Raw genomic sequence first — 20942 nt, 5'->3', positions numbered from 1 at the left:
TTATGGCGCGGGTGATGGCGCGGGTGATGGCGCAATGGTCGATCGTCTCGCGAGTAGTTGATCGAGCAGCGTCAGCTTTGCGATATCGTCCATTGATCTAAAGCCCTTTATCTCCTCGCGGCTTCTAAAGCATCCCGCGCACAGTCCGTGCGCGGGATCGAGCTTGCATACGCCCGTACACGGCGAACCGATTGGCTCTTGATTCTTTGCGCGTTCGATGGTGAAAGCCAGGTCTGTCGTCGTCATAGTGTGGTGCCGCGAAAAAGCGCAGCGGCTGCGGCGGGATTCGACGGCCAGTACGCGTGCATATAAGTGGCCGTCACGCGGCCGTGTCGATAAAGGGCTTCGCCCGCAGCGCCCGTCGTTGCATGTGTCGCGTTGAGATGCGGCTGCATCGGCGTGTCGAGCGTGGAGTAATGAAACGTGTGGCCGGTAAGCGCGCCATGTGCGGTGTCGATGCGCTGCATCGCGAGGCGGGCAAGACGCCGCTGCATGAATGCATTGCCGGGCAGCACGCCGAGCATGGCGTGTCTTGTGCCTTCGAGGTCGGTCAGCGTGTCGAGCAAATAGAGCATGCCGCCACACTCCGCCAGAACCGCGCGATCACGCGCAACATGTTCGCGAATGGATGCCCGCGTGCGCGCATTCGATGCAAGCGTCGCCGCATGCAGCTCGGGATAGCCGCCGGGAAGATAGAGCGCATCGGCATCGGCAGGCACGGGTTCGTCGGCGAGCGGAGAGAACGGGGCGATGGTTGCGCCCATCGCTTTCAGCAAGTCGATATTCGCCGGATAGATGAAAGAGAACGCTGCATCGCGCGCTATGGCGATCCGCAGACCAGCGAGCAGACGCGGCGGCGCTTCAGGCATCGCGTCTTCGAAGTCCACATGCGGCGGCAATTCAGCAAGCGCGGTTGCTGCGATGGCATCGGCGGCACGGTCGAGGCGTGCATCGAGGCTCGCGATTTCCTGCGCTTGCGTGAGGCCGAGGTGACGCTCGGACAATGCGATATTGTCCGTATTCGACACATGCCCGCAATAGCGCAGCCCTTCGGGGATGGCTTCGGACAGCATTTGCGCATGACGCGCCGATGCAACGCGGTTCGCGAGCACGCCGTAGAACGGCACATCCGGCCGATAGCGCGCAAGCCCGAACGCGACCGCACCGAAGGTCTGCGCCATGCCATGCGCGCCGATCACCGCGAGCACGGGCACGTTGAAGGCGGCGGCGAGATCGGCGCTGCTCGGCGTGCCATCGAATAAACCCATTACGCCTTCGATCAGAATGAGATCCGCTTCGCGCGCCGCTTGTGCGAGCAAGGCGCGGCATGCATCGAGTCCGACCATCGATAAATGCAGCGAATAGACGGGCGATCCGCACGCGCGTTCGAGAATCATCGGATCGAGGAAATCCGGCCCCGTCTTGAAGACGCGCACGCGCCGGCCGAGCCGCGCATGATGGCGCGCAATCGCGGCGGTCACCGTGGTCTTGCCTTGATGCGATGCGCTCGCGCCGACAAAGAGTGCAGGGCAGCGCAGCATCAGAATTCGACGCCGCGTTGTGCTTTCACGCCTTGCTCGCGATACGGATGCTTCACGAGCCGCATTTCGGTGACGAGATCCGCAATATCGACGAGCGCATCGGGCGCATGACGGCCTGTCACGACCACATGCAGCATCGCGGGCCGCGCCTTGAGTACATCCAGCACTTCATCCAGCGGCAGATACTCGTACTTGAGCACGGTGTTGAGTTCGTCGAGCACGACCATTTGATAATCGCCGCTTTCGATCATGCGCCGCGCCTCATTCCACCCCTTGCGCGCGGTCGCCATGTCGGCTTCGCGGTTCTGCGTGTTCCATGTGTAGCCGTCGCCCATCGTGACGAAATCGCAGTTCGCCACTGCGCTCAGGAAGTCACGCTCCGATGTATGCAAAGCGCCCTTGATGAACTGCACGACACCGAGCTTCATGCCGTGGCCGAGTACACGCACTGCCATGCCGAATGCGGCCGTTGTCTTGCCCTTGCCGTTGCCCGTGTTGACGATCAATAAACCTTTCTCATGATCGGCGGCGGCCTGCTTCTTTTCGTGCCCTTCCTTGCGACGCTGCGTCATGCGCAGATGCGATTCGGTATCGGTTTTCATGAGGTTTTCGTGCTCGACAGAGTCTGATTCCTTGCAATGGCGACGGTCACGCCGCCCACGATAGTCTTGCCCACCAGAAGACGCCCGCCGCCGCTCGCAAGCAGCGCGCAAGGCTCGCACACGCCATCCACATTCATGTGCTCGTCGGCGTGACGCGAATAACTGCTGGGCACGCGAGCAATGTCTTCCGCTGTGAAAAAGCGCAAGGGCAATTCATGGCGCGCGCAAAACGCCAGCAAACCGGCTTCGTTTTCTTTAGCGTCGATGCTGGCCACCAAAGAAATGTCCTCAAAAAGAAGGCTCGATTCGTTCAGCGCGGCACGCACGGCGGTTTCAATAGCGTCGGCGCTTGCGCCTCGCCTGCAACCGATGCCGACTGCAAGACCGCGCTCATTGGCGCAAGTAGACTTCATCGAAAAGAATGGGCGGTGCGAGCGGCGCATGCGTCCCTCGCGGATGCGCGGCGTTTGGCAAAGCGCATCGCCATGCATAAGCGATGCGCTTCGTCCCCTGCGCTGGCCGGTATCCGGGCTTGCGACCTCATCGCGCGGCCTTCCCGCCGCGAGCGGCAGTGGCGTGTTCGCACGATGTGCGGCATTGCACGCATGCAATGCCGCCGGTCGCGTACCGTTGCGGGGACAGCACAGGCTGGCACGCTTCGTTCGATCATAGAACTCACGGCTTCCTGTTTCCCGTTTAACTGCGCGTTGCGTTCGAACGCGCGAGCACCAGTCGCGGGCCAAAGATACCATATGCGCCTGTTAATAGCGCGTGTTTCCTTGACGCTCTCTCGCGCTCAGCCTAGACTTTCACGCAGTTTTGGTGCTCGTGCGCGAGCTTCTTTCGCGCACAGTTAAACGGGAAGCAGGAAGCGCCCGGCTTTTTTCTAAGGAAAGCACGCGCCAACCTGCGCTGCCCCCGCAACGGTAAGCGACTGGCGGCATCGGCAATATCGATTCCGCGCATTGCGCTAAAGGCCACTGTCATAAGCATGGCAGGAAGGCCGCGCAATGAAGCCGCAAGCCCGGATACCGGCCAGACTTTCGCGAGGACCGACGCCGCGGGGATGCGGCTCGACCCATGATCCACGAAGCCGTGCGCTTTCCCGTTTGACACCGCATTCGACGCCGCCATCGGCACGATGCGCGGCGCACGCACACACGAGCCACGGAGCAACGATGCAAACCCGCAAGATTCCCGTCACCGTCGTGACCGGCTTTCTCGGCAGCGGCAAGACCACTTTGATGCGCCACATCATGTCCCATGCGCAGGGCTTGCGCCTGGCCGTGATCGTCAATGAGTTCGGCGAGTTGGGCATCGACGGGGAAATTCTAAAGGGCTGCGGTATCGGCTGCGATGACGAGGCGGCTTCAGCAGACCGCAATCTCTATGAGCTTGCGAACGGCTGCTTGTGCTGCACCGTGCAGGAAGAGTTTTATCCGGTGATGGAGCAATTGCTCGAGCGGCGAGAGCGCATCGATCACGTGCTGATCGAAACGTCGGGCCTCGCATTGCCCAAGCCGCTCGTGCAAGCGTTCAACTGGCCGTCGATCAAGAATGCCTTTACGGTCGATGCGGTCATTACCGTCGTCGATGGTCCTGCTGCCGCAAGCGGACAGTTCGCGGCCAATCCCGATGCAGTCGATGCGCAACGCAAGGCCGACCCGAATCTGGATCATGAATCGCCGCTGCATGAATTGTTCGAGGATCAGTTGTCGTCTGCCGATCTCGTGATCGTCAACAAGACCGACCTCATGGACGCCGATGCGCTTGCAAAAGTCGAAGCACTCGTGCGGCCGGAGATTCCGCCCGAAGTAAAGATCGTGCCCGCGCAGATGGGCAAGCTCGATCTGCATGCGTTGCTCGGCTTGCAGGCGGCATCCGAAGAGACGATTCACTTGCGGCACGATCATCATGGTTCCGTGGACGATGAAGGCCACGCGGATCATCATCACGACGACTTCGATTCGGTCGTCGTCAACGCGCATATCGAATCGCGCGATCAGGCCATCGCGGCCTTGCAGACCCTCGTTGAGCAACACACGATCTATCGCGTGAAGGGCTTCGCCGCGCTGCCCGGCGCTGCGATGCGTCTCGTCGTGCAAGGCGTGGGACGCCGTTTCGACAGCTATTTCGACCGTCGCTGGTCCGAAGGCGAAGCCGCGAGCCGCTTCGTGCTGATTGGTGAAGACCTCGATCAGCCGGCGCTTCAGCGGGCATTCGACGCCGCGCTCGCCAACGCGCTCGTGCAGGCCTAGCACGATGCATTTGCTACGCACGACCCCGGGAGGATTCGTCGATGATGCCGCAGGCGTCATGCGTATCGAGCAGACGCGCGCGCCCATTGTCGTGCTCAGTTCCGCCGACACCACGCTTGCGTTGCTTGCAAGCGTCTTTCCGCGCCTCGAAGCCGGGTTTCCCGAAGTGCGGCTGGCGAATCAATCGTTCTTGCGCCAGCCGGCGTCAGTGGACTTTTATGTCGATGACGTATTGCGTCATGCGAAGGTCGTCGTCGTCGATCATCTCGGCGGTGAATCGTATTGGCCTTATGGCATCGAGCGGCTCGTGTCGCTTGCGAAGAGCGAGAGGCAAGTGCTTGCGATGTTCTCCGGCGATCTCACTGAAGACCCGAACCTGATTGCGAAGAGCACCGCCGATGCCGCGTTTTGCCGCGAGTTATCGCGCTATCTGCGCGAAGGCGGCGCGCGCAATGCCGAGGAATTCTTGCGCGCAATCGCTCATCGCTCGTTCGGTTTCGGTCGCGAGCCGCAGCCGCCGAGTACGTTGCCCGCCGTTGCCATTTATCACCCCGAGCGCGATGTCGCCCTGATCGACGACTGGCGCGCGCGATGGACCGAAGGCGCGCCTGTCGTCGCGATTCTTTTTTATCGCGCGCATTTGCAGTCGGGAAACACGGCGGTATTCGATTCACTCATCGAAGCGCTCGAGAAAGAAGGCCTCAATCCACTGCCCATTGCCATTGCGTCGCTCAAGGAAAGCGTCAGCCGCGAAGTCGTGGAACGCTTGTGCGCGGAGCATCGCGCCTCGCTCGTATTGAATACGACGGCATTTGCAGCGGGCGTTATCGGCGAAAGCGAAGCATTCGAAGTCGCAGGCGATGCGCCCGTGCTGCAAGTCATTCTGAGCGGCGGCAATCGCGAGGATTGGGAGAAGGACAATCACGGCCTGAATTCGCGCGATGTCGCGATGCATATTGCATTGCCCGAAGTCGATGGCCGCATCATCACGCGTGCAGTGAGTTTCAAAGGACTTGCTTATCACTGTCCGCATACGCAAGTGGATGTCGTGCGTTATCAGGCCGATGCCGAACGCGTTCGCTTCGTCGCGGAACTGAGCCGACGCTGGTGCGCGCTGCGGCATACGCCGAATGCGAAGAAACGCATTGCGCTCGTGCTCGCGAACTATCCGGCAAGCGAGGGGCGAATCGGCAATGGCGTGGGTCTGGATACGCCGGCATCGGCGGTCGGCATTCTGTCGATGCTTGCGCGTGAGGGCTATCGCGTGGGCGATATCCCCGAACATGGCGATGCGCTCATCGCTGCTCTGACGCAAGGCGTGACGAACGATCCCGTCGTGCGTGATCTGCGTCCCGCGCTGCAAAGTCTTTCGCTCGAAGAGTATCTCGATGCCTACAATGCGCTGCCCGCCGATGCACGCGCCGCGCTCGAGAAAACGTGGGGCGCGCCCGAGCATGATCCGACGATCAGGCGCGGCCGCTTCATGATCGCGGGCTTTCGCTGCGGTGAAATCTTCGTCGGCATTCAGCCGTCGCGTTCGCGCGAGCGCAATGATTATGCGAGCTATCACGATGCCGAACTCGTGCCGCCGCATTCTTATCTCGCGTTTTATTTCTGGCTGCGCATGCGTTTCGATGCCGATGCGCTCGTGCATGTCGGCAAGCACGGCAATCTCGAATGGCTTCCCGGCAAGAGCGTGGCATTATCGGCATCATGCTGGCCCGATCTGATTCTCGGGCCGATGCCGCATCTTTATCCGTTCATCGTCAACGATCCGGGCGAGGGCAGTCAGGCGAAGCGTCGTGCGCAGGCGGTCATCATCGATCATCTGATGCCGCCGCTCACGCGCGCTGAAAACTACGGACCGTTGCAGGATCTCGAGCGGCAGGTCGACGAATACTACGAAGCATTGATGGTCGATACTCGCCGCGCAAAGCTCTTGCGCAAGTCGATACTCGAGAACATCGTCGAGCATAGGTTGCATGAAGAACTCGGGCTCGATGCGCCGCGTGACATTGCGGGCGAAGATGCGTTGCTCACGCGCGCCGATGCCTATCTCTGCGAACTGAAGGAAGCGCAGATACGTGACGGCTTGCATGTGTTCGGCGTATCGCCGCAAGGCACGCAACGCCGCGATACGCTGCTCGCGCTCGGGCGCTTTCCGATTGGTGACGGTCAAGGCGCGAACGCGAGCCTCATCACCGCGCTCGCACGCGACCTGCAATTGGGCGATGCGTTCAATCCGCTCGATGCCGACTGGTCCGCGTCATGGACCGGCCCGCGCCCCGAAGCATTGCAAGCCGTAAGCGATGCGCCGTGGCGTCATCATGGCGACACGCGCGAGCGGCTCGAATGTCTTGCCATGCAGCTGTTGCAGGACGATGCACACGCACTCACACCCGCACCGGGGCCGCACACCGCGCTCGTGCTGCAACGCTTGAAATGCGATGTGCTCGCGCGTCTCGATGCATGCGGGCCGCAAGAACTCATGCAGCTCAAGCGCGGTCTGGAAGGACGCTTCGTGCCGCCGGGACCGAGTGGATCGCCATCGCGCGGCAGGCCCGATGTCTTGCCCACGGGCCGCAACTTCTATTCGGTCGATACGCGCGCCTTGCCGACGCAAGTGGCTTGGTCGCTCGGGCTCAAGTCCGCGAACATGCTCGTCGAACGGCATGTGCAGGATCACGGCGATTATCCGCGCGCAATCGGTCTTTCAGTGTGGGGCACGGCGACGATGCGAACCGGCGGCGACGATATCGCGCAGGCGTTCGCGCTCATCGGCGTGCGGCCCAAGTGGGCGGCGGGCAGTCATCGCGTGACGGACTTCGAGATTCTGCCGATCTCCATCTTCAATCGTCCGCGCATCGACGTGACCTTGCGCGTATCGGGCTTCTTTCGCGATGCATTCGCGAACCTCATGCATTTGTTCGATGCAGCAGTGCAAGCCGTTGCCGAACTCGATGACGAACCCGAGGACGTGAACCCTATCCGCGCGCGGATTCTTCGTGAGCGCGATGAACTCATCGGCCGTGGCGTCGATGCGAAAGAAGCGCGACGGCGCGCGGGATGGCGCGTGTTCAGCACGAAACCCGGCGCATATGGCGCGGGCTTGCAGGAACTGATCGACGCGCGTCAATGGGAAACGGATGCGGACCTCGCCGCTGCGTATCAAAGCACGGGCGGTTACGCTTACTCGCAGGGCGGCGATGGTGTCGAAGCACGCGCGAGCTTCGGCACGCGGCTTTCGTCGCTCGATGTGGTCCTGCAAAACCAGGACAACCGCGAACACGACATACTCGATTCGAACGACTATCACCAGTTTCAGGGCGGCATGATTGCAGCGGCGCGTTACTTGTCCGGCCTGCAGCCGCAAGCGTATAACGCGGACCACAGCAATCCCGCCGCGCCCCGCGTGCGCACGCTCGACGAAGAAATCGCGCGCGTGGTGCGTGCGCGCGTCGTGAATCCGAAATGGATCGATGGTGTGAAGCGCCACGGCTATAAGGGCGCATCGGAACTGGCCGCGACGGTCGACTATCTCTTCGGCTACGACGCCACTGCGCGCGTCGTGTCGGATCATCAATATGCGCTCGTCACCGATGCTTATGTGAACGATGCCGGCACGCGCGACTTCATCGCGCAGCACAATCCGCATGCGCTGCACGCTATCTGCGAGCGTTTGCTCGAAGCGATGGAGCGCGGCTTGTGGCAAGAGCCGGGCGCGTATCGCGATGCGGTGACGCGGCATCTGCTCGATGTCGAGCAGCAACTCGAAGGCCGACAGATTTGAACGAAACCTCTTTATTTCCAGTGTTTCCTTTCACCGCGCTCGTCGGACAGGCGCCGTTGCAGCAGGCGTTGCTGCTCGCGGCTGTGGATCCGTCGCTTGGCGGTGTGCTCGTCAGCGGACCGCGCGGCACGGCCAAATCGACGGCGGCGCGCGCGCTTGCCGAGCTTCTTCCGGAAGGACGGCTCGTGACGTTGCCGCTCGGCGCAAGCGAGGAGCAATTGATCGGCACGCTCGACATTCAAAGCGCGCTACGCGACGGCGGCGTGAAGTTCTCGCCGGGTTTGCTGGCAAAGGCGCATCGCGGCGTGCTGTATGTCGACGAAGTGAATCTGCTGCCGAATCCGCTCGTCGATCAATTGCTCGACGTTGCGGCAAGCGGCGTGAATATCATCGAGCGTGACGGCATTTCGCATCGGCATGATGCGCGCTTCGTGTTGATCGGCACGATGAATCCGGAGGAAGGCGAGTTGCGTCCGCAACTGCTGGATCGCTTTGGGCTCGCGGTGGAACTGAATAACTGCTTCGATGCGAGCGTGCGGCAGCGGATCGTGAAGTCGCGTCTTGCATTCGATACGGACCCCGAAGCATTTCGTGCGCTTCATGAAGAGAATCAGGCGGCGCTCGGCGAACGCATCGATGCGGCCCGCGCCGCGCTGAACGACTTCGATTTCGACGATGCCGTTCATGCGCGCGTCAGCGAGCTTTGCATCGCCGCACAAGTGGATGGTCTGCGCGCGGACCTCGTGATGTTGCGCGCGGCGCGTGCGCTCGCGGCGCTCGAAGGCGCGGATTACGTGGAAACCAAGCACGTCGAATGCGTGGCCGAAGCTGTCTTGCGTCACCGGCGTCGCGAGACTGAAGCGCCGCCGCGCGAGACGCCGCCTCGTCAGGCAAACGGTGCAAGCGAGCAGGACGGCGAGTGGGGCTATGTGCCGCCCGAGCCGGCAGGCACGGCCAAGGTCAAGCAAGTCAGGCCGCTCGCCGCAAAAAAAGCCTGAGCCATCGAAGGCTCGACGCCGATGCGCAAGCGCATCGTCTTCGATGGCAGAACGCGCGTTCACAAGGCCGCTTCGCTGCACGCGAGGGCGTGAAGAGCGCTCGCATCGACTGGATGGCGACATTGCGAGCCAAGCGCGCCGCGCCGTTCAATGCGCAGCACGTGCGCTTTCGCCGTACCGATGCCGATGCGAGCGCGCTGCATTGTTTCCTGCTCGATTGCTCCGGCTCGATGCTCGGCGGCGCGCGCCTTGCACGCGCCAAGGGCATGCTCATCGCGCTATTCGACCGCGCTTATCGCGAGCGTGCTGAAGTGGCGCTCGTATGCTTCGGCGGCGGACATGCCGAAGTGCGTCGGCAACCGGGCGCGGCGCACTGGTTCAATGAACGATGGATCGCGCCGATCGGTGGCGGAGGCGGCACGCCGCTCACGCTCGGCATATCGAGCGCGGCGACGGTGCTCGTGCGCGTGTCACGTCGCCGGCCTCATCAACGCCGCTGGCTATGGGTACTGACCGATGGCCGCGTGAACGATCGCCCGGTCGCGCCTGCGGGTGCGGATCGCATTATCGTGGTGGACTTCGAGGATGGGCCCTTGCGTGTGGGTGGTGCCGAAGTATTGGCCGCGTCGTGGCAAGCGCACTATGTGCCGGCGGATGCGCTGCTTCAATACCAGCGCGGCGTATAGACCCATTCGCCGATCGTGCGCGTTCGCGATGAACCGACGATCACCATCGTCCGCATATCGACGAGTCCGCCATGCAGTTCGCCGAGCGTGACCGTGCGCATGGTTTCCGCGCGACGTCCCACGTCCCGGCCGAGCACCACGGGCGTTGCTGCATCGCGATGTTCCCGCACGATGTCCATCGCGCGATCGAACTGCCACGGCCGCGCTTTCGACAGCGGGTTATAGAACGCCATCACGAGATCCGCTTCGCAAGCGTGACGGATGCGTTTCTCGATCACGTCCCACGGCTTCAAGTTATCCGATAGCGATAGCACGCAAAAGTCATGGCCCAACGGTGCGCCCGCGCGTGCAGCCGTTGCGAGCGATGCGGACACGCCCGGCAAGATCGAGAGCTTGACCGCGTGCCATTCGGGATGCATCGCGTGGCCTTCGTCCAATGCTTCGAGCACGGCAGCGGCCATCGCGAAGACGCCGGGATCGCCCGATGAGACCACCACGACGTTGCGTCCTTCGCTCGCGAGTTCGAATGCGTGGCGCGCGCGCTGCAATTCCTCGCGGTTGTCCGTCATGTGCACACGCTGGTCCGCGCGATACGGCCCCGCCATGCGCAAATACGTTTCGTAGCCGAGCACGTCCTGTGCAGCGACGAGCGCGGCTTTCGATGCGGGCGTCATGAAGTCGACGTTGCCGGGACCGAGGCCGATGACCGTCAACGTCCCGCGCGCGCGGCCGATGGTTTGCGCATCGACGGGTTCGTTCGCGACGGTGATGACAATGTCGTGCGAAGGCACGTCGTCGCTGAAACGCAGCGGTACGTGCAGCGCTCGCGCGGCATCGGCGAGGGCGTCGCAAGTCATGGCGTGCATCGGCGCGACGAGTGCGGCGAGCGCAAGCGGAGATAGTCGATGCTCACGCAACGCATCGCGCACGCGTTCCGTGACGGACTCGTTTACTTTGCGAACCCACGCAACCGCGCAACGCGGATGAATGACGAGACTGTCGTTGTCGTCATCGATATGCGGTGTGACGCGCACCGCGAGACGCGCGTCATCGTCACGAGGAAGGTCGGCGTGATCGAGCCAGGGCGCATGGCCTTCGATGCGCGTCGCTTCGCCCGCGAGCAGATCGGACACGAAGCGCTTTCCGCGTTCGATATCCGCGAGCGCATAACCTTCAGGCGGCGCAAGCAGACACGTGCCGAAGCGCAATTCCCCGCTCGTGGTGATCGCGGGCGCAACGCCTAGCGTCGCGGCAATCTCACGCGCCAGCACGTTGACGCCGCTCATGCCGCCGACGAGCGGCACCACCGCGCTTCCATCTTGCGCGACGGCTAGCACGGGCGGTTCGGCTTGTTTATCGGCAAGACACGGCGCAAGCGCGCGTATCACGATGCCCGCCGAACACAACGCGACGATCGGCGTGCCAGCCGCATACAGCGCGCGCACGTGCGCACCGAAATCGTCATAAGCGATGTCGGCGTTAACGCGGCTTGCAAGACCATGCACGCGCGATTCGGCGAAACGCGCTTGTATGCGCCGCGCGGTCTGCATCGCGCTGCCGCCGAGCACGACGATTGCAAGCGTCGAAAACGTCTTCATGCCTGCCATTTTTCACCCGGCACGACGAGCAGCGAGAAATAGGGCGATGCCATCGGATCGACTTCATCCAGCGGCACGATGCGTTGATTCGCCATTGTCGCGCGCTCGACGTAAAGCGCGCGCTTGTCGAGGCCGAGTTCGCGCAGCACGCGGCGCACTTTCTCGAAGTTGCGGCCGAGCTTCATCACGACGGCGGCATCCGAAGATTCGAGCTTGTGTTTGAGTTCATCCTCGGACAGCACGCCCGACAGCACGCTAAGGCTCTGATTGCGATACACGAGCGGCGCGCCCAGCACCGACACACCGCCCAGCATCGAGCACACGCCGGGCACGACATGCGCATCGAACCGTCCGGCGAGACGATCGTGGAGATACATGTATGAGCCGTAAAAGAAGGGGTCGCCTTCGCAGATCACGGCGACATCGCGCCCGGCTTCGAGATGATCTGCAATGGCGAGCGCGGCTTCATCGTAGAACGCGCTGATGATCGTCTCGTAGCACAGCGGCGGTTCGAGCGCTTCGGTCGTGACCGGATACACAAGCGGCAGGCGCGTTTGCGCATCGTCGAGATGCGCTTCGATAATGCCGAACGCATTGCCTTTCTTTCCCTTCGCGACGAAATACGCCACCACCGGCGCGGACTTCAATAGCCGCAGCGCTTTCACGGTGATGAGTTCGGGGTCTCCCGGGCCGACGCCCAGGCCGTAGAGCCTTCCGCTCATCATTCGTTCTCCGAAGCAAGTGCGTTCACGGCCGCGGCAGCCATCGCGCTGCCGCCGCGCCGTCCGAGCAGCGCGACGAACGGCACGCCGCGACTATCGGCGGCAAGCAGCGCTTTCGATTCCGCCGCGCCGATGAAGCCGACGGGAAAGCCGAGAATGAGCGCGGGCTTGGGTGCGCCGGCATCGATCATGTCGAGCAGATGAAAGAGCGCAGTCGGCGCATTGCCGATAGCGACGATCGCGCCTTCGAGTTCCGGCCGCCACAATTCGAGCGCGGCGGCCGAGCGCGTGTTGTTCATCGCGCGGGCGCGCTCGGGCACGGACGGGTCGCCCAGCGTGCAGATCACGCGGTTATCGGCGGGAAGGCGCGCGCGCGTGATGCCTTCGGCGACCATGCGCGCATCGCAGAGAATCGGTGCGCCGGCGGCGAGCGCGGCGCGCCCCGCATCGCCCGCGCCTTTAGAAAACCGCAGATCGTCGACGATATCGACCATGCCGCATGCATGAATCAGACGCACGGCGAGCTTTTCGATGTCGCAGGGAAGGGCGCTCAGGTCGGCTTCGGCGCGGATCGTCGCAAACGACTGACGATAGATCTCCGCGCCGTCGCGGATGTAATCAAGCATCGGCATGGCTCCGGGCGAGCCACGCGGCCGCCTCTTCGATGGAAAGGTTCTGTGCGACGCGGCGCGCATGCAGGTGCAGGTCATAGTGTCCGGGTTCGACGGCGAACAGCGTCACGGCGACGGGATGCGCCGCCGCGCACGAACGATCGCAGCCGCTCAAATGCGCTTCGATATGCGCGGGCAGCAACGGCGCGATGCGGTATGCGTCGGCTTTGGTGTCGGCGTGACTCTTCGCGCAACCCGTTGATCCCGTGCACGCGATCACGCGCGCAAGCGGATCACGCGGGTCCGTGACGAGGCCGAGCGCCTGCAATCGATCGATCACGTATTGCGTCGACTGCAACGCAACGCCCGGCAGCAACACGCTTTGCCACGGCGTCATGATGATCCGGCCTTGCGCGTGCGATGTCGCAAGATCAGCAAGCGCATCGAGCGTCGATGCATCGAGACGGCCGAGCGGCGGTTGCGCGCCGACGTACCACGCGTCGCCCTGTGGGTTCGCATGTGCGCCGAGACGCAGCGATGCATCGGACGGCACGCGGCGCCATGCATCGCATGCGGCGTCGAATGTCAGCGAATCGAGAAAGCGCGCGATGCCGATGCGCTTGAGCACATCACGCATGCGATGCTCTTCAGGCGATGCATGCGCAAGAAACGCATGCAGCACCGCGATGACGAACGCCACGACACCATCGCGTGCAATGCTGCCGAGCGCGGGCATGTCGTTTGCGCGATGCGGCATCGAGCCTGCGAGACCGAACGCGAAACGCGCGCCGTCTTCGAGCGCGGACAGCCACACGTCATGCGGATGATCGAGCATGGCAAGCGGTTCCCCGCCATCGAGCTGCAACGCGAACTTCGGCGATAACGCATGCAGCGCGGCATCGCGTTGCATCGCGGCGATGATGTCAGCGGCGAGCGTGCGCGTGCCGTCGTTCGAGAGCGGGCTTAGCATGACGTTGCGGATATCGTCGCCGCCTTCGGCTTGCGGACCGAGGCCGGCTTCAAGCGCGATGCCGATGAGTTCCGCGTGTGCATCGTCGCGAATGCCCCGCAGTTGCAGGTTCGCGCGGTTCGTGATGTCGATGACGCCCGAGCCGCAGCGAATCGCAGCGCGCGCGACGGCGTGCGCCGCATGCGCGTTCAGTTCGCCGCCCGCGAGACGCAGACGCGCCAGACCGCCATCGCGTGCCTGCACGATGCGCATGAGGCCCGGACAGGCCGAGGGCCGCGGTGTGGACAAGAATGCGTTCAAAAGCGTGGCCGGTGCGGTATCGCGTATGAAGAGACCGGTACACCCCGCCCGGTCGGCGTCGCGCGAAATAAGCGTTGATGATTGCGTCGGCAGGTCTCTTGGCTGGCAGGTCGCCATCCGCGCCGGCCTTCCCGGTATAAACCAGTGGCAGTGGAGCGCGGACTCGCTGCGTACAATTGCGGGGGCAGCCACAGTTTCTCTGTGTTCCCTGTTAGGCCTTCAGGGTTTCACCCCATCAGGCACCGACGGACGTTATTATGCCCGCTTTTATCGACCATCAGACCGCTTCGCGCATGCTGTTTTCTCGCATTGCGCGCGGCGAACCGCAACGAGGAGACGGCGCATGTCGACCTGGCTGACCGTGGTAGGCATCGGCGAGGACGGCTGGCATGGCTTGAGCCGCGAGGCGCGTTGCGCGCTCGTCGAAGCCGGTTCGATCCATGGCGGCGAGCGTCATCTCGCGCTCTTGCCCGCACGCATCGCGGCGCGGCGCGTGCCGTGGCCCAAGCCCTTTTCCATCGATGCCGTCCTCGCCGAACGCAAGAGCGGCGCGCGTGTATGCGTGCTCGCGAGCGGCGATCCGATGCACTATGGTGTCGGCGCGACGCTCGCACGCGAGCTTTCTCACGACGAAATGCGCGTGATTCCCGCGCCTTCGTCGCTGTCGCTCGCGGCGTCGCGGCTGCATTGGGCGCTGCAGGATGCGCAGTGCGTATCGCTCGTCGGGCGGCCTGTCGCCGAGCTGCTCGCGCATACGTTTCGCGGCGCGCGCCTCCTCGTATTGAGCGCCGATGGCGCGACGCCCGCTGCGATCGCATCGATGCTGACCGCGCACGGTTTCGGCGCAAGCCGCATGACGGTGTTCGAGCATCTGGGCGGCATGAACGAGCGACGCATCGACGAACGTGCAGACGACTGGCGCGAGCCCGAAGTGGCCGCGCTCAATCTCGTGGCTATCGAATGCAGGACGCACGCGGGGCACGCGGGACCGCCGCTGACACCCGGTTTGCCCGATGACGCTTACCGTCACGATGGCCAGCTCACCAAGCGCGACGTGCGCGCGATCACGCTCGCGCATCTCGCGCCGCAGCCGGGCGAGCTGCTATGGGACGTGGGCGCGGGCTGCGGTTCCATCGGCATCGAATGGATGCGTGCGCATCCCGCTTGCCGCGCGATTGCAATCGAAGCGAATGAAGGCCGGCAGCGTCTCATCGAACATAACCGCGATGCGCTCGGCGTGCCCGCGCTCGAGCTCGTGAAAGGCGAAGCGCCCGCCGCGCTCGCGGGCCTCGCCGCGCCGGATGCGGTGTTCGTCGGCGGAGGCGCCACCGTGCCGGGCGTGCTCGATACGTGCTGGGCGAAGCTGCGTCAGGGCGGGCGGCTCATTGTCAACGCGGTGACGTTGCAGAGCGAAGCGGCGCTCATCGACTGGCGTGCGCGATATGGCGGCGAACTGACGCGCATCGGCATCGCGCAGTCGGAACCGCTCGGCAGTTTCGATACGTGGCGGCAAGCATTGCCGATCACCGTGCTGCACGTTAAAAAGTCGTGAGCGATCCTAATTAATGGATCGAACGAGCCGCATGCGCGACGAAACGCCCGAAACCCCCGCGCCGCTCAGAAGCGGCTATACCACCGGAAGCTGCGCGACCGTGACGAGTCTCGCGGCCGCGCGCCTTCTGTTGACGGGCGATGCAAGCGAGCGCGCCGAGATCGTGTTGCCGAAGGGCCAGCACGTCACGATGAAACTCGAGTTCTGCCGCGTGATAAGCGACACGCGTAATGCAGCCGAAGCGGGCGTCATCAAGGACGCGGGCGACGATCCCGATGTCACGCATGGCGCGCTGGTCTTCGCGCGCGTGCAGTTGTCGGCGGATGCGGGCGTGCGCTTTCACGCGGGACCGGGCGTCGGCACCGTGACGCGTGCGGGACTTGCGCTCGCGATCGGCGAACCGGCCATCAATCCCGTGCCGCGCAAGATGATGACCGAGCACCTCGAACGGCTCGCGGCGCTCTCGAACTATGCAGGCGGTTTCGATGTGACGATCGGCGTCGAGGACGGCGAAGCGCTCGCGCTCAAAACGATGAACCCACGGCTCGGCATCGTCGGCGGGCTGTCGATATTGGGAACGACGGGCATCGTCAGGCCGTTCTCCTGTTCGGCGTATATCGCGTCGATTCATCAGGGCATCGATGTCGCGCGGGCCAACGGCGTGCGGCATATCGCGGCGTGCACGGGCAATCAGAGCGAAGACGCGATGCGCGCGCTTTACGGCATGCCGGATATCGCGCTGATCGAAATGGGCGATTTCGCGGGCGCGGTGCTCAAGCACTTGCGGCGCGCGCCCGTCGACAAGCTGAGTTTGTGCGGCGGCTTCGGCAAGCTGAGCAAGCTCGCGGCGGGGCACATGGATCTGCATAGCCGCAATTCGAGCATCGACCTTCCGCTGCTTGCCGTGTGGGCCGCGGATGCCGGCGCGAGCAATGCCCTTCAATCAGCCATTCGCGCGGCCAACACGAGCCAGGAAGCGTTGAAGCTGGCGCGCGGCGAGGGCATTCAACTAGGCGATGTCGTGTGCGCGCGGGCGCGTGATGTCGCGCGCGATGTCGTGCCGCACGGCGTCGTCGTGGAGACATTCGCCATCGACAGGCAAGGGGTGATCGTGGGAAGGGCAACATGAAGCGCGCGTTGTTACTCGGCGGCACCGGCGATGCGCTGATCATCGCGCGCGGCATGACGAAGCCGCATATCTACAGCATTGCGGGCCTCGCGCGCGTGCCGACCGATCTCGCGTGCGACGTGCGCGTCGGCGGATTCGGCGGCGTGCCGGGGCTTATCGACTATATGAGCGCGAATGAGATCGCGCTCGTCGTCGATGCGACGCATCCGTATGCCGCGCAAATGAGCCGGCACGCGCGCGAAGCATGCACGCGCGCGGACGTTCCGCTGTGGGCGGTGAGGCGTCCCGCATGGCAGCCGCAGCCCGGCGACGACTGGCGCGAGGCGGCGGACTGGAACGGTATCGTGGAACGCATCGCGCGGTTTCATCGGCCGCTCTTCACGCTCGGACGCGAGCCGCTTGCGCATCTCAGCGAGATCCCCGCGTCGCAGCGCTGGACCGTTCGCTGTCTCGATCCGCATGAAGGCAATGCGCGCGCCGATATCGTCGATGCACGCGGACCTTTCGATATCGCCGGCGAACGCGCGCTTTTCGATTCCGCGCGTATCGATGTGGTCGTCAGCAAGAACAGCGGCGGCAAGGCGACGGAAGCCAAACTGACTGTTGCGCGGGAACGCGGCCTGCCTGTTGTAATGCTCGCGCGGCCCGCGCTGCCCCCAGCCGATCGCGAATTCGACGACCCTGCGAGCGCGCGCGATGCGTTGCTCGCCTACGACTTCAACCTGCAATGACCGTCTATTTCATCGGCGCCGGACCCGGCGATCCCGAACTCATCACCGTCAAAGGGCAAAGGCTCATTCGTTCGTGTCCGGTGATTCTCTATGCAGGTTCGCTCGTGCCCGAAGGCGTGCTGGCGGGCCATCGCGCGACGCGTGTGATCAACACGGCCGAGCTCGATCTCGATGCCATCGTCGCACTGCTGCAGCAGGCGCATGCGAACGGCGAGGATGTCGCGCGCGTGCATTCGGGCGATCCATCGCTTTACGGCGCGATCGGCGAGCAGATTCGCCGTATCGAAAAGATATGGATTCCTTATGAAATCGTGCCGGGCGTGACGGCGGCGGCGGCATCGGCGGCGGCGCTCAAATGCGAGCTGACCTTGCCCGGCATTTCGCAGACGGTCATTCTCACGCGCTATGCCGCGAAGACGTCGATGCCGCCGGGCGAATCGCTTGCCGATCTGGCACGCCATCGCGCGACGCTCGCCATTCATCTCGGCGTGCGTCATATCGAGCGTATCGTCGCCGATCTCGTGCCGCATTACGGCGAGGATTGCCCGGTCGCGGTCGTGTTCCGCGCGAGCTGGCCGGACGAAGCGCGCGTGGAAGGCACGCTCGCGGATATCGCGCAGAAAGTGCGCGCGGCGGGCGTGGAGCGCACGGCGATGATCATCGTCGGACGCGTGCTGGACGCCCACGGTTTCGCCGATTCCACGCTCTACGCGAAGGACTGATCCGCATGCGCGACCTCGATGCCGTGTTCGAAGCTCTCGTGAAATCGGCGTTTCGCCGGCGATTTGCGTTGGACGTGCGAGAAGGGCGCTATCTGCGGGAACGTGGAATCGAAACGGTGCTGTTGCAGGCGCATGACTTGATCGCGAAGCGTCTTGCGCCGCAAGCCCCGCTGAACGACGGCAAGCAGACGCCGTTTCGCGGTCATCCTGTTTTCATCGCTCAACACGCGACCGCGACGTGCTGCAGGACGTGTCTTGCGAAGTGGCATGGCATCGCGGCAGGCAAGGCGCTCGACGAAGCGGAGCGCCAGCACGTTGTCGATGCCATCGCGCGATGGCTGCGCGCGCAGCCGTTGCCGTCATCGTCGGAACCGGCCGCGAACGATAACCCGCAGCGCGAATTGCCGTTCTAGGTCACGTCATCCGCGTTCGATGCTGCTTTTCTCACGGCGCTTGTTGTTCGCCCTGCGCGCCAGCATGTTGAGGCCCTCGACCAGCGCGGAGAACGCCATCGCCGCGTAGATGTAGCCCTTCGGCACGTGCGATCCGAAGCCTTCGGCGATCAGCGTCATCCCAATGACCAGCAGGAAGCCGAGCGCGAGCATCACGATGGTCGGATTGCGCTCGATGAAGCGCGACAGCGGCCCGGCCGCGAACAGCATCACCGTGACCGCCGCGATCACCGCGACGAACATGATCGGAATGTGTTCGGTCATGCCGACCGCCGTCACGATGCTGTCGATGGAAAACACGAGATCGAGCACCAGAATCTGGCCGATGGCCGACAACGGCGTGAGGCCGCCGCTCGTCGCGGGGCCGGCGTGGTCGTCGTCGTGCGAAACGTGATGGTGGATTTCGGTCGTCGCCTTCCAGACGAGAAACGCGCCGCCCGCGATCAGAATCAGGTCGCGCCACGAAAAGCCGTGGCCGAACGCCTCGAAGATCGGCGTGGTGAGCCGCACGATGAGCGCGACGGTGCCGAGCAGGCCGAGCCGCATCACGAGCGCGAGCCCGATTCCGATGCGTTGCGTGCGCGTCCGGTGCGCGGCGGGCAGCTTGTTCGTGAGAATCGAGATGAAGATCAGGTTGTCGATGCCGAGCACGACTTCCATCACGACGAGGGTCGCCAGGGCGGCCCAGGCGGCGGGATCGGTGACGAGGGCGGCAAAATAGTCCATGCGAGCGTGCCAGTCGTTTGGGGAGAGGGCGTGATCTTAGCCTGATCGATCCCGAAAATGAAAGCAAAGTGAAAACTTTTCGGGATATCGGGCGGTCAGAACTGCTTCGGGAAGTCCGGAAAGCCACAAATAACGGATTTGAAACGGAAAACTGCGTCTGTTCCGATGATGCACCGCCGCATTTAAGGGTAAACTCCTACGCTTCGATGCCGCGTCCGCGCGGTCGCCGCCTAAACCTCCTGCGCGCCGCAGAAAACCACCATACGCCGCATGTCCGGAAAATCGCAACGCCTCGTCGAGCTGGACTTCTTCCGGGGACTCGTCCTGCTGATCATCGTCGTCGATCATATCGGCGGGAGCATGTTGTCGCGCTTCACGCTGCACGCGTTCGCGCTCAACGACGCCGCCGAAGTCTTCGTGTTTCTCGGCGGCTTCGCAACCGCGACCGCGTACGCGTCGCTCGCCGAACGCCGCTCGGAAAGCGCCGCGCGCATGCGCTTCGTCAAGCGCGCGTTCGAAATCTATCGCGCGTTTCTGGTCACGGCCGTGCTGATGCTGGTCGCGACCTTCCTGCTGCGCCCGTTCTACGGTCACGCGCCGAATCTCGTGCTGCACGATCTGGACAGCGTGACCTCGGCGCCGCTGGCTTCGCTCGCGCAAATCCTGACGTTCGAGCGCCAGCCGTATCTCGCAGCCGTCCTGCCGATGTACGCGCTCTTCGCGCTGTCGGTGCCGCTCGCGCTGCCGCTCGCGCGCAGCAAGCCGTGGCTGCTGCTGGGCTTAAGCCTCGCGCTGTGGGCGTGCGCGCCGCAGATCGGCGAATACATGCCGTCCGCCGACGACACGCTCTGGGACTTCAACCCCGCCGCCTGGCAACTGATGTTCATGCTCGGCGTGCTCGCGCGCTGCCAGCCGGTGTATCAGCGGATCACGTCGCACCGCTCGGGCTGGACGATCAGCGCGGCGGCGCTCGCGCTCATCATCGGCATGGCGTATTACAAGCTGCTCGTGCTGCCGCCCGTGCTCGACAGCGCGTTCAAGCGCGATCTCGCGGGCGCGCGCGTCGTCAATTTCCTGGCGATCGCGTGGATCGCGACGAATCTCGCCCGCTATGGCGTGGTGAAGGAAGTCGCGCGGCGCTTGCCGTGGATCGGCGCGGTGGGGCGTGACGGCATGGTGTGCTTCGTCGCGGGAACGGTGATTTCGCTCGTCGTCGATTCGATTCTTTTCACGCTGACCGACGGCCTCATCAACGTGCCCGCCGGTCTAGCCGCCGATGCCATTGCGATTTCCGCGCTGCTTTCGGTGCCGCAAGTGCATCAGCCGATTGCGAACTGGCTGCGCACGCGGCAAGGCGCGCCCGCTCCGGCGACGGTTGCGGCCACCACGGACAATCGCGCGGGCGGCGTGCGTTGATTTCGAGAAGAGCAGCGGCTTGTGGCGCTGCTCTTTTAAACTGGAAGAGGCAACTAACTGTCCATCCAATCCACGTCCACAGAATAAAGTGGCACATCGCTTGCAAGGAGCACGGCATCCGATAACAACAAAGGACGC

General features: G+C 63.7%; 19 protein-coding genes and 3 riboswitches. Of the genes, 10 read left to right on the top strand and 9 right to left on the bottom strand.

Features of this window, described 5'->3' with window-relative positions; genetic code table 11:
• Genes AWB72_RS12000 through AWB72_RS11985 form a run of 4 tightly spaced genes read right to left on the bottom strand, consistent with a single transcriptional unit; the run spans window position 1 to window position 2586 of the window.
• The gene (locus AWB72_RS12000; RefSeq protein ID WP_084592928.1) at window positions 1-246 is read right to left on the bottom strand and encodes a DUF1289 domain-containing protein; all 246 of its coding nucleotides are present in this window, start codon (window positions 244-246) and stop codon (window positions 1-3) included.
• Window positions 243-1541 carry a cobyrinic acid a,c-diamide synthase CobB gene (locus AWB72_RS11995; RefSeq protein WP_040051005.1) on the bottom strand — a complete coding sequence of 433 codons (1299 nt, stop codon included), beginning with the start codon at window positions 1539-1541 and terminating at the stop codon, window positions 243-245. Before AWB72_RS11995 ends, AWB72_RS12000 begins: the two co-directional genes overlap by 4 nt.
• Entirely contained in the window at window positions 1541-2143 is a 603-nt protein-coding gene (cobO, locus tag AWB72_RS11990) for a cob(I)yrinic acid a,c-diamide adenosyltransferase (protein ID WP_040051004.1), read from the bottom strand. Before cobO ends, AWB72_RS11995 begins: the two co-directional genes overlap by 1 nt.
• Window positions 2140-2586 (bottom strand): cobalamin biosynthesis protein, encoded by a 447-nt coding sequence (locus AWB72_RS11985; protein ID WP_244285597.1) that lies wholly within the window; start codon window positions 2584-2586, stop codon window positions 2140-2142. Before AWB72_RS11985 ends, cobO begins: the two co-directional genes overlap by 4 nt.
• A 57-nt stretch (window positions 2587-2643) precedes the next feature.
• Window positions 2644-2891, bottom strand: a riboswitch (cobalamin riboswitch).
• A gap of 55 nt (window positions 2892-2946) precedes the next feature.
• A riboswitch (cobalamin riboswitch) is annotated at window positions 2947-3197 on the top strand.
• A 124-nt stretch (window positions 3198-3321) separates the two neighbouring features.
• Here AWB72_RS11985 and cobW point away from each other — a divergent pair.
• From cobW to AWB72_RS11965, 4 genes are all read left to right on the top strand, one after another.
• Window positions 3322-4401 carry a cobalamin biosynthesis protein CobW gene (cobW, locus tag AWB72_RS11980; RefSeq protein WP_040051002.1) on the top strand — a complete coding sequence of 360 codons (1080 nt, stop codon included), beginning with the start codon at window positions 3322-3324 and terminating at the stop codon, window positions 4399-4401.
• 4 nt (window positions 4402-4405) lie between these two features.
• Window positions 4406-8191 (top strand): cobaltochelatase subunit CobN, encoded by a 3786-nt coding sequence (gene cobN / locus AWB72_RS11975; protein WP_040051001.1) that lies wholly within the window; start codon window positions 4406-4408, stop codon window positions 8189-8191.
• 20 nt (window positions 8192-8211) lie between these two features.
• Window positions 8212-9189, top strand: a complete 978-nt coding sequence (locus AWB72_RS11970) for a magnesium chelatase ATPase subunit I (protein WP_244285596.1) — start codon at window positions 8212-8214, stop codon at window positions 9187-9189.
• Window positions 9190-9302: 113 nt separating this feature from the next.
• Window positions 9303-9875: a vWA domain-containing protein gene (locus AWB72_RS11965; RefSeq protein ID WP_052449939.1), complete on the top strand. Its 573-nt coding sequence runs from the start codon at window positions 9303-9305 to the stop codon at window positions 9873-9875.
• Here AWB72_RS11965 and cobJ read toward each other — a convergent pair.
• From cobJ to cobG, 4 genes are read right to left on the bottom strand one after another with little or no spacing between them, the layout of a single operon-like run.
• On the bottom strand, window positions 9854-11482 hold the full coding sequence (gene cobJ, locus AWB72_RS11960; protein ID WP_040050998.1) for a precorrin-3B C(17)-methyltransferase: 1629 nt from the start codon (window positions 11480-11482) through the stop codon (window positions 9854-9856). The genes AWB72_RS11965 and cobJ overlap by 22 nt on opposite strands.
• Window positions 11470-12198: a precorrin-2 C(20)-methyltransferase gene (locus AWB72_RS11955; protein ID WP_040050997.1), complete on the bottom strand. Its 729-nt coding sequence runs from the start codon at window positions 12196-12198 to the stop codon at window positions 11470-11472. Before AWB72_RS11955 ends, cobJ begins: the two co-directional genes overlap by 13 nt.
• Window positions 12195-12821, bottom strand: a complete 627-nt coding sequence (locus tag AWB72_RS11950; RefSeq protein ID WP_040051058.1) for a precorrin-8X methylmutase — start codon at window positions 12819-12821, stop codon at window positions 12195-12197. Before AWB72_RS11950 ends, AWB72_RS11955 begins: the two co-directional genes overlap by 4 nt.
• Window positions 12814-14064 carry a precorrin-3B synthase gene (gene cobG, locus AWB72_RS11945; RefSeq protein WP_244285595.1) on the bottom strand — a complete coding sequence of 417 codons (1251 nt, stop codon included), beginning with the start codon at window positions 14062-14064 and terminating at the stop codon, window positions 12814-12816. Before cobG ends, AWB72_RS11950 begins: the two co-directional genes overlap by 8 nt.
• 83 nt (window positions 14065-14147) lie before the next feature.
• Window positions 14148-14338: riboswitch (cobalamin riboswitch) on the bottom strand.
• Between the two features lie 81 nt (window positions 14339-14419).
• Between cobG and AWB72_RS11940 the strand changes: the two genes are divergently transcribed.
• The 5 genes from AWB72_RS11940 to AWB72_RS11920 are packed head-to-tail and all read left to right on the top strand — an operon-like array spanning window position 14420 to window position 18623.
• Window positions 14420-15628, top strand: a complete 1209-nt coding sequence (locus AWB72_RS11940) for a bifunctional cobalt-precorrin-7 (C(5))-methyltransferase/cobalt-precorrin-6B (C(15))-methyltransferase (RefSeq protein WP_040050995.1) — start codon at window positions 14420-14422, stop codon at window positions 15626-15628.
• 31 nt (window positions 15629-15659) lie between these two features.
• Window positions 15660-16757, top strand: a complete 1098-nt coding sequence (locus AWB72_RS11935) for a cobalt-precorrin-5B (C(1))-methyltransferase (RefSeq protein ID WP_040050994.1) — start codon at window positions 15660-15662, stop codon at window positions 16755-16757.
• Window positions 16754-17488, top strand: coding sequence for a cobalt-precorrin-6A reductase (locus AWB72_RS11930; protein WP_040050993.1), 735 nt, complete (start codon window positions 16754-16756; stop codon window positions 17486-17488). Before AWB72_RS11935 ends, AWB72_RS11930 begins: the two co-directional genes overlap by 4 nt.
• Window positions 17485-18210, top strand: a complete 726-nt coding sequence (gene cobM / locus AWB72_RS11925) for a precorrin-4 C(11)-methyltransferase (RefSeq protein WP_040050992.1) — start codon at window positions 17485-17487, stop codon at window positions 18208-18210. Before AWB72_RS11930 ends, cobM begins: the two co-directional genes overlap by 4 nt.
• Before the next feature lie 5 nt (window positions 18211-18215).
• Window positions 18216-18623, top strand: a complete 408-nt coding sequence (locus tag AWB72_RS11920) for a DUF4186 domain-containing protein (RefSeq protein WP_040050991.1) — start codon at window positions 18216-18218, stop codon at window positions 18621-18623.
• Between the two features lie 6 nt (window positions 18624-18629).
• On the opposite strand, the gene AWB72_RS11915 is transcribed toward AWB72_RS11920, so the two are convergent.
• The gene (locus tag AWB72_RS11915; protein ID WP_040050990.1) at window positions 18630-19388 is read right to left on the bottom strand and encodes a TerC family protein; all 759 of its coding nucleotides are present in this window, start codon (window positions 19386-19388) and stop codon (window positions 18630-18632) included.
• Window positions 19389-19658: 270 nt separating this feature from the next.
• Here AWB72_RS11915 and AWB72_RS11910 point away from each other — a divergent pair, with 270 nt between their 5' ends.
• The gene (locus tag AWB72_RS11910; protein ID WP_040050989.1) at window positions 19659-20804 is read left to right on the top strand and encodes an OpgC domain-containing protein; all 1146 of its coding nucleotides are present in this window, start codon (window positions 19659-19661) and stop codon (window positions 20802-20804) included.
• Window positions 20805-20942 lie beyond the last annotated feature (138 nt).

The sequence above is a fragment of the Caballeronia concitans genome, assembly GCF_001544615.1.
Classification (GTDB): Bacteria; Pseudomonadota; Gammaproteobacteria; order Burkholderiales; family Burkholderiaceae; genus Caballeronia; species Caballeronia concitans.
Note: the sequence above shows the minus strand (reverse complement) of the source record. Positions and strands in the feature narration are given on the sequence as shown.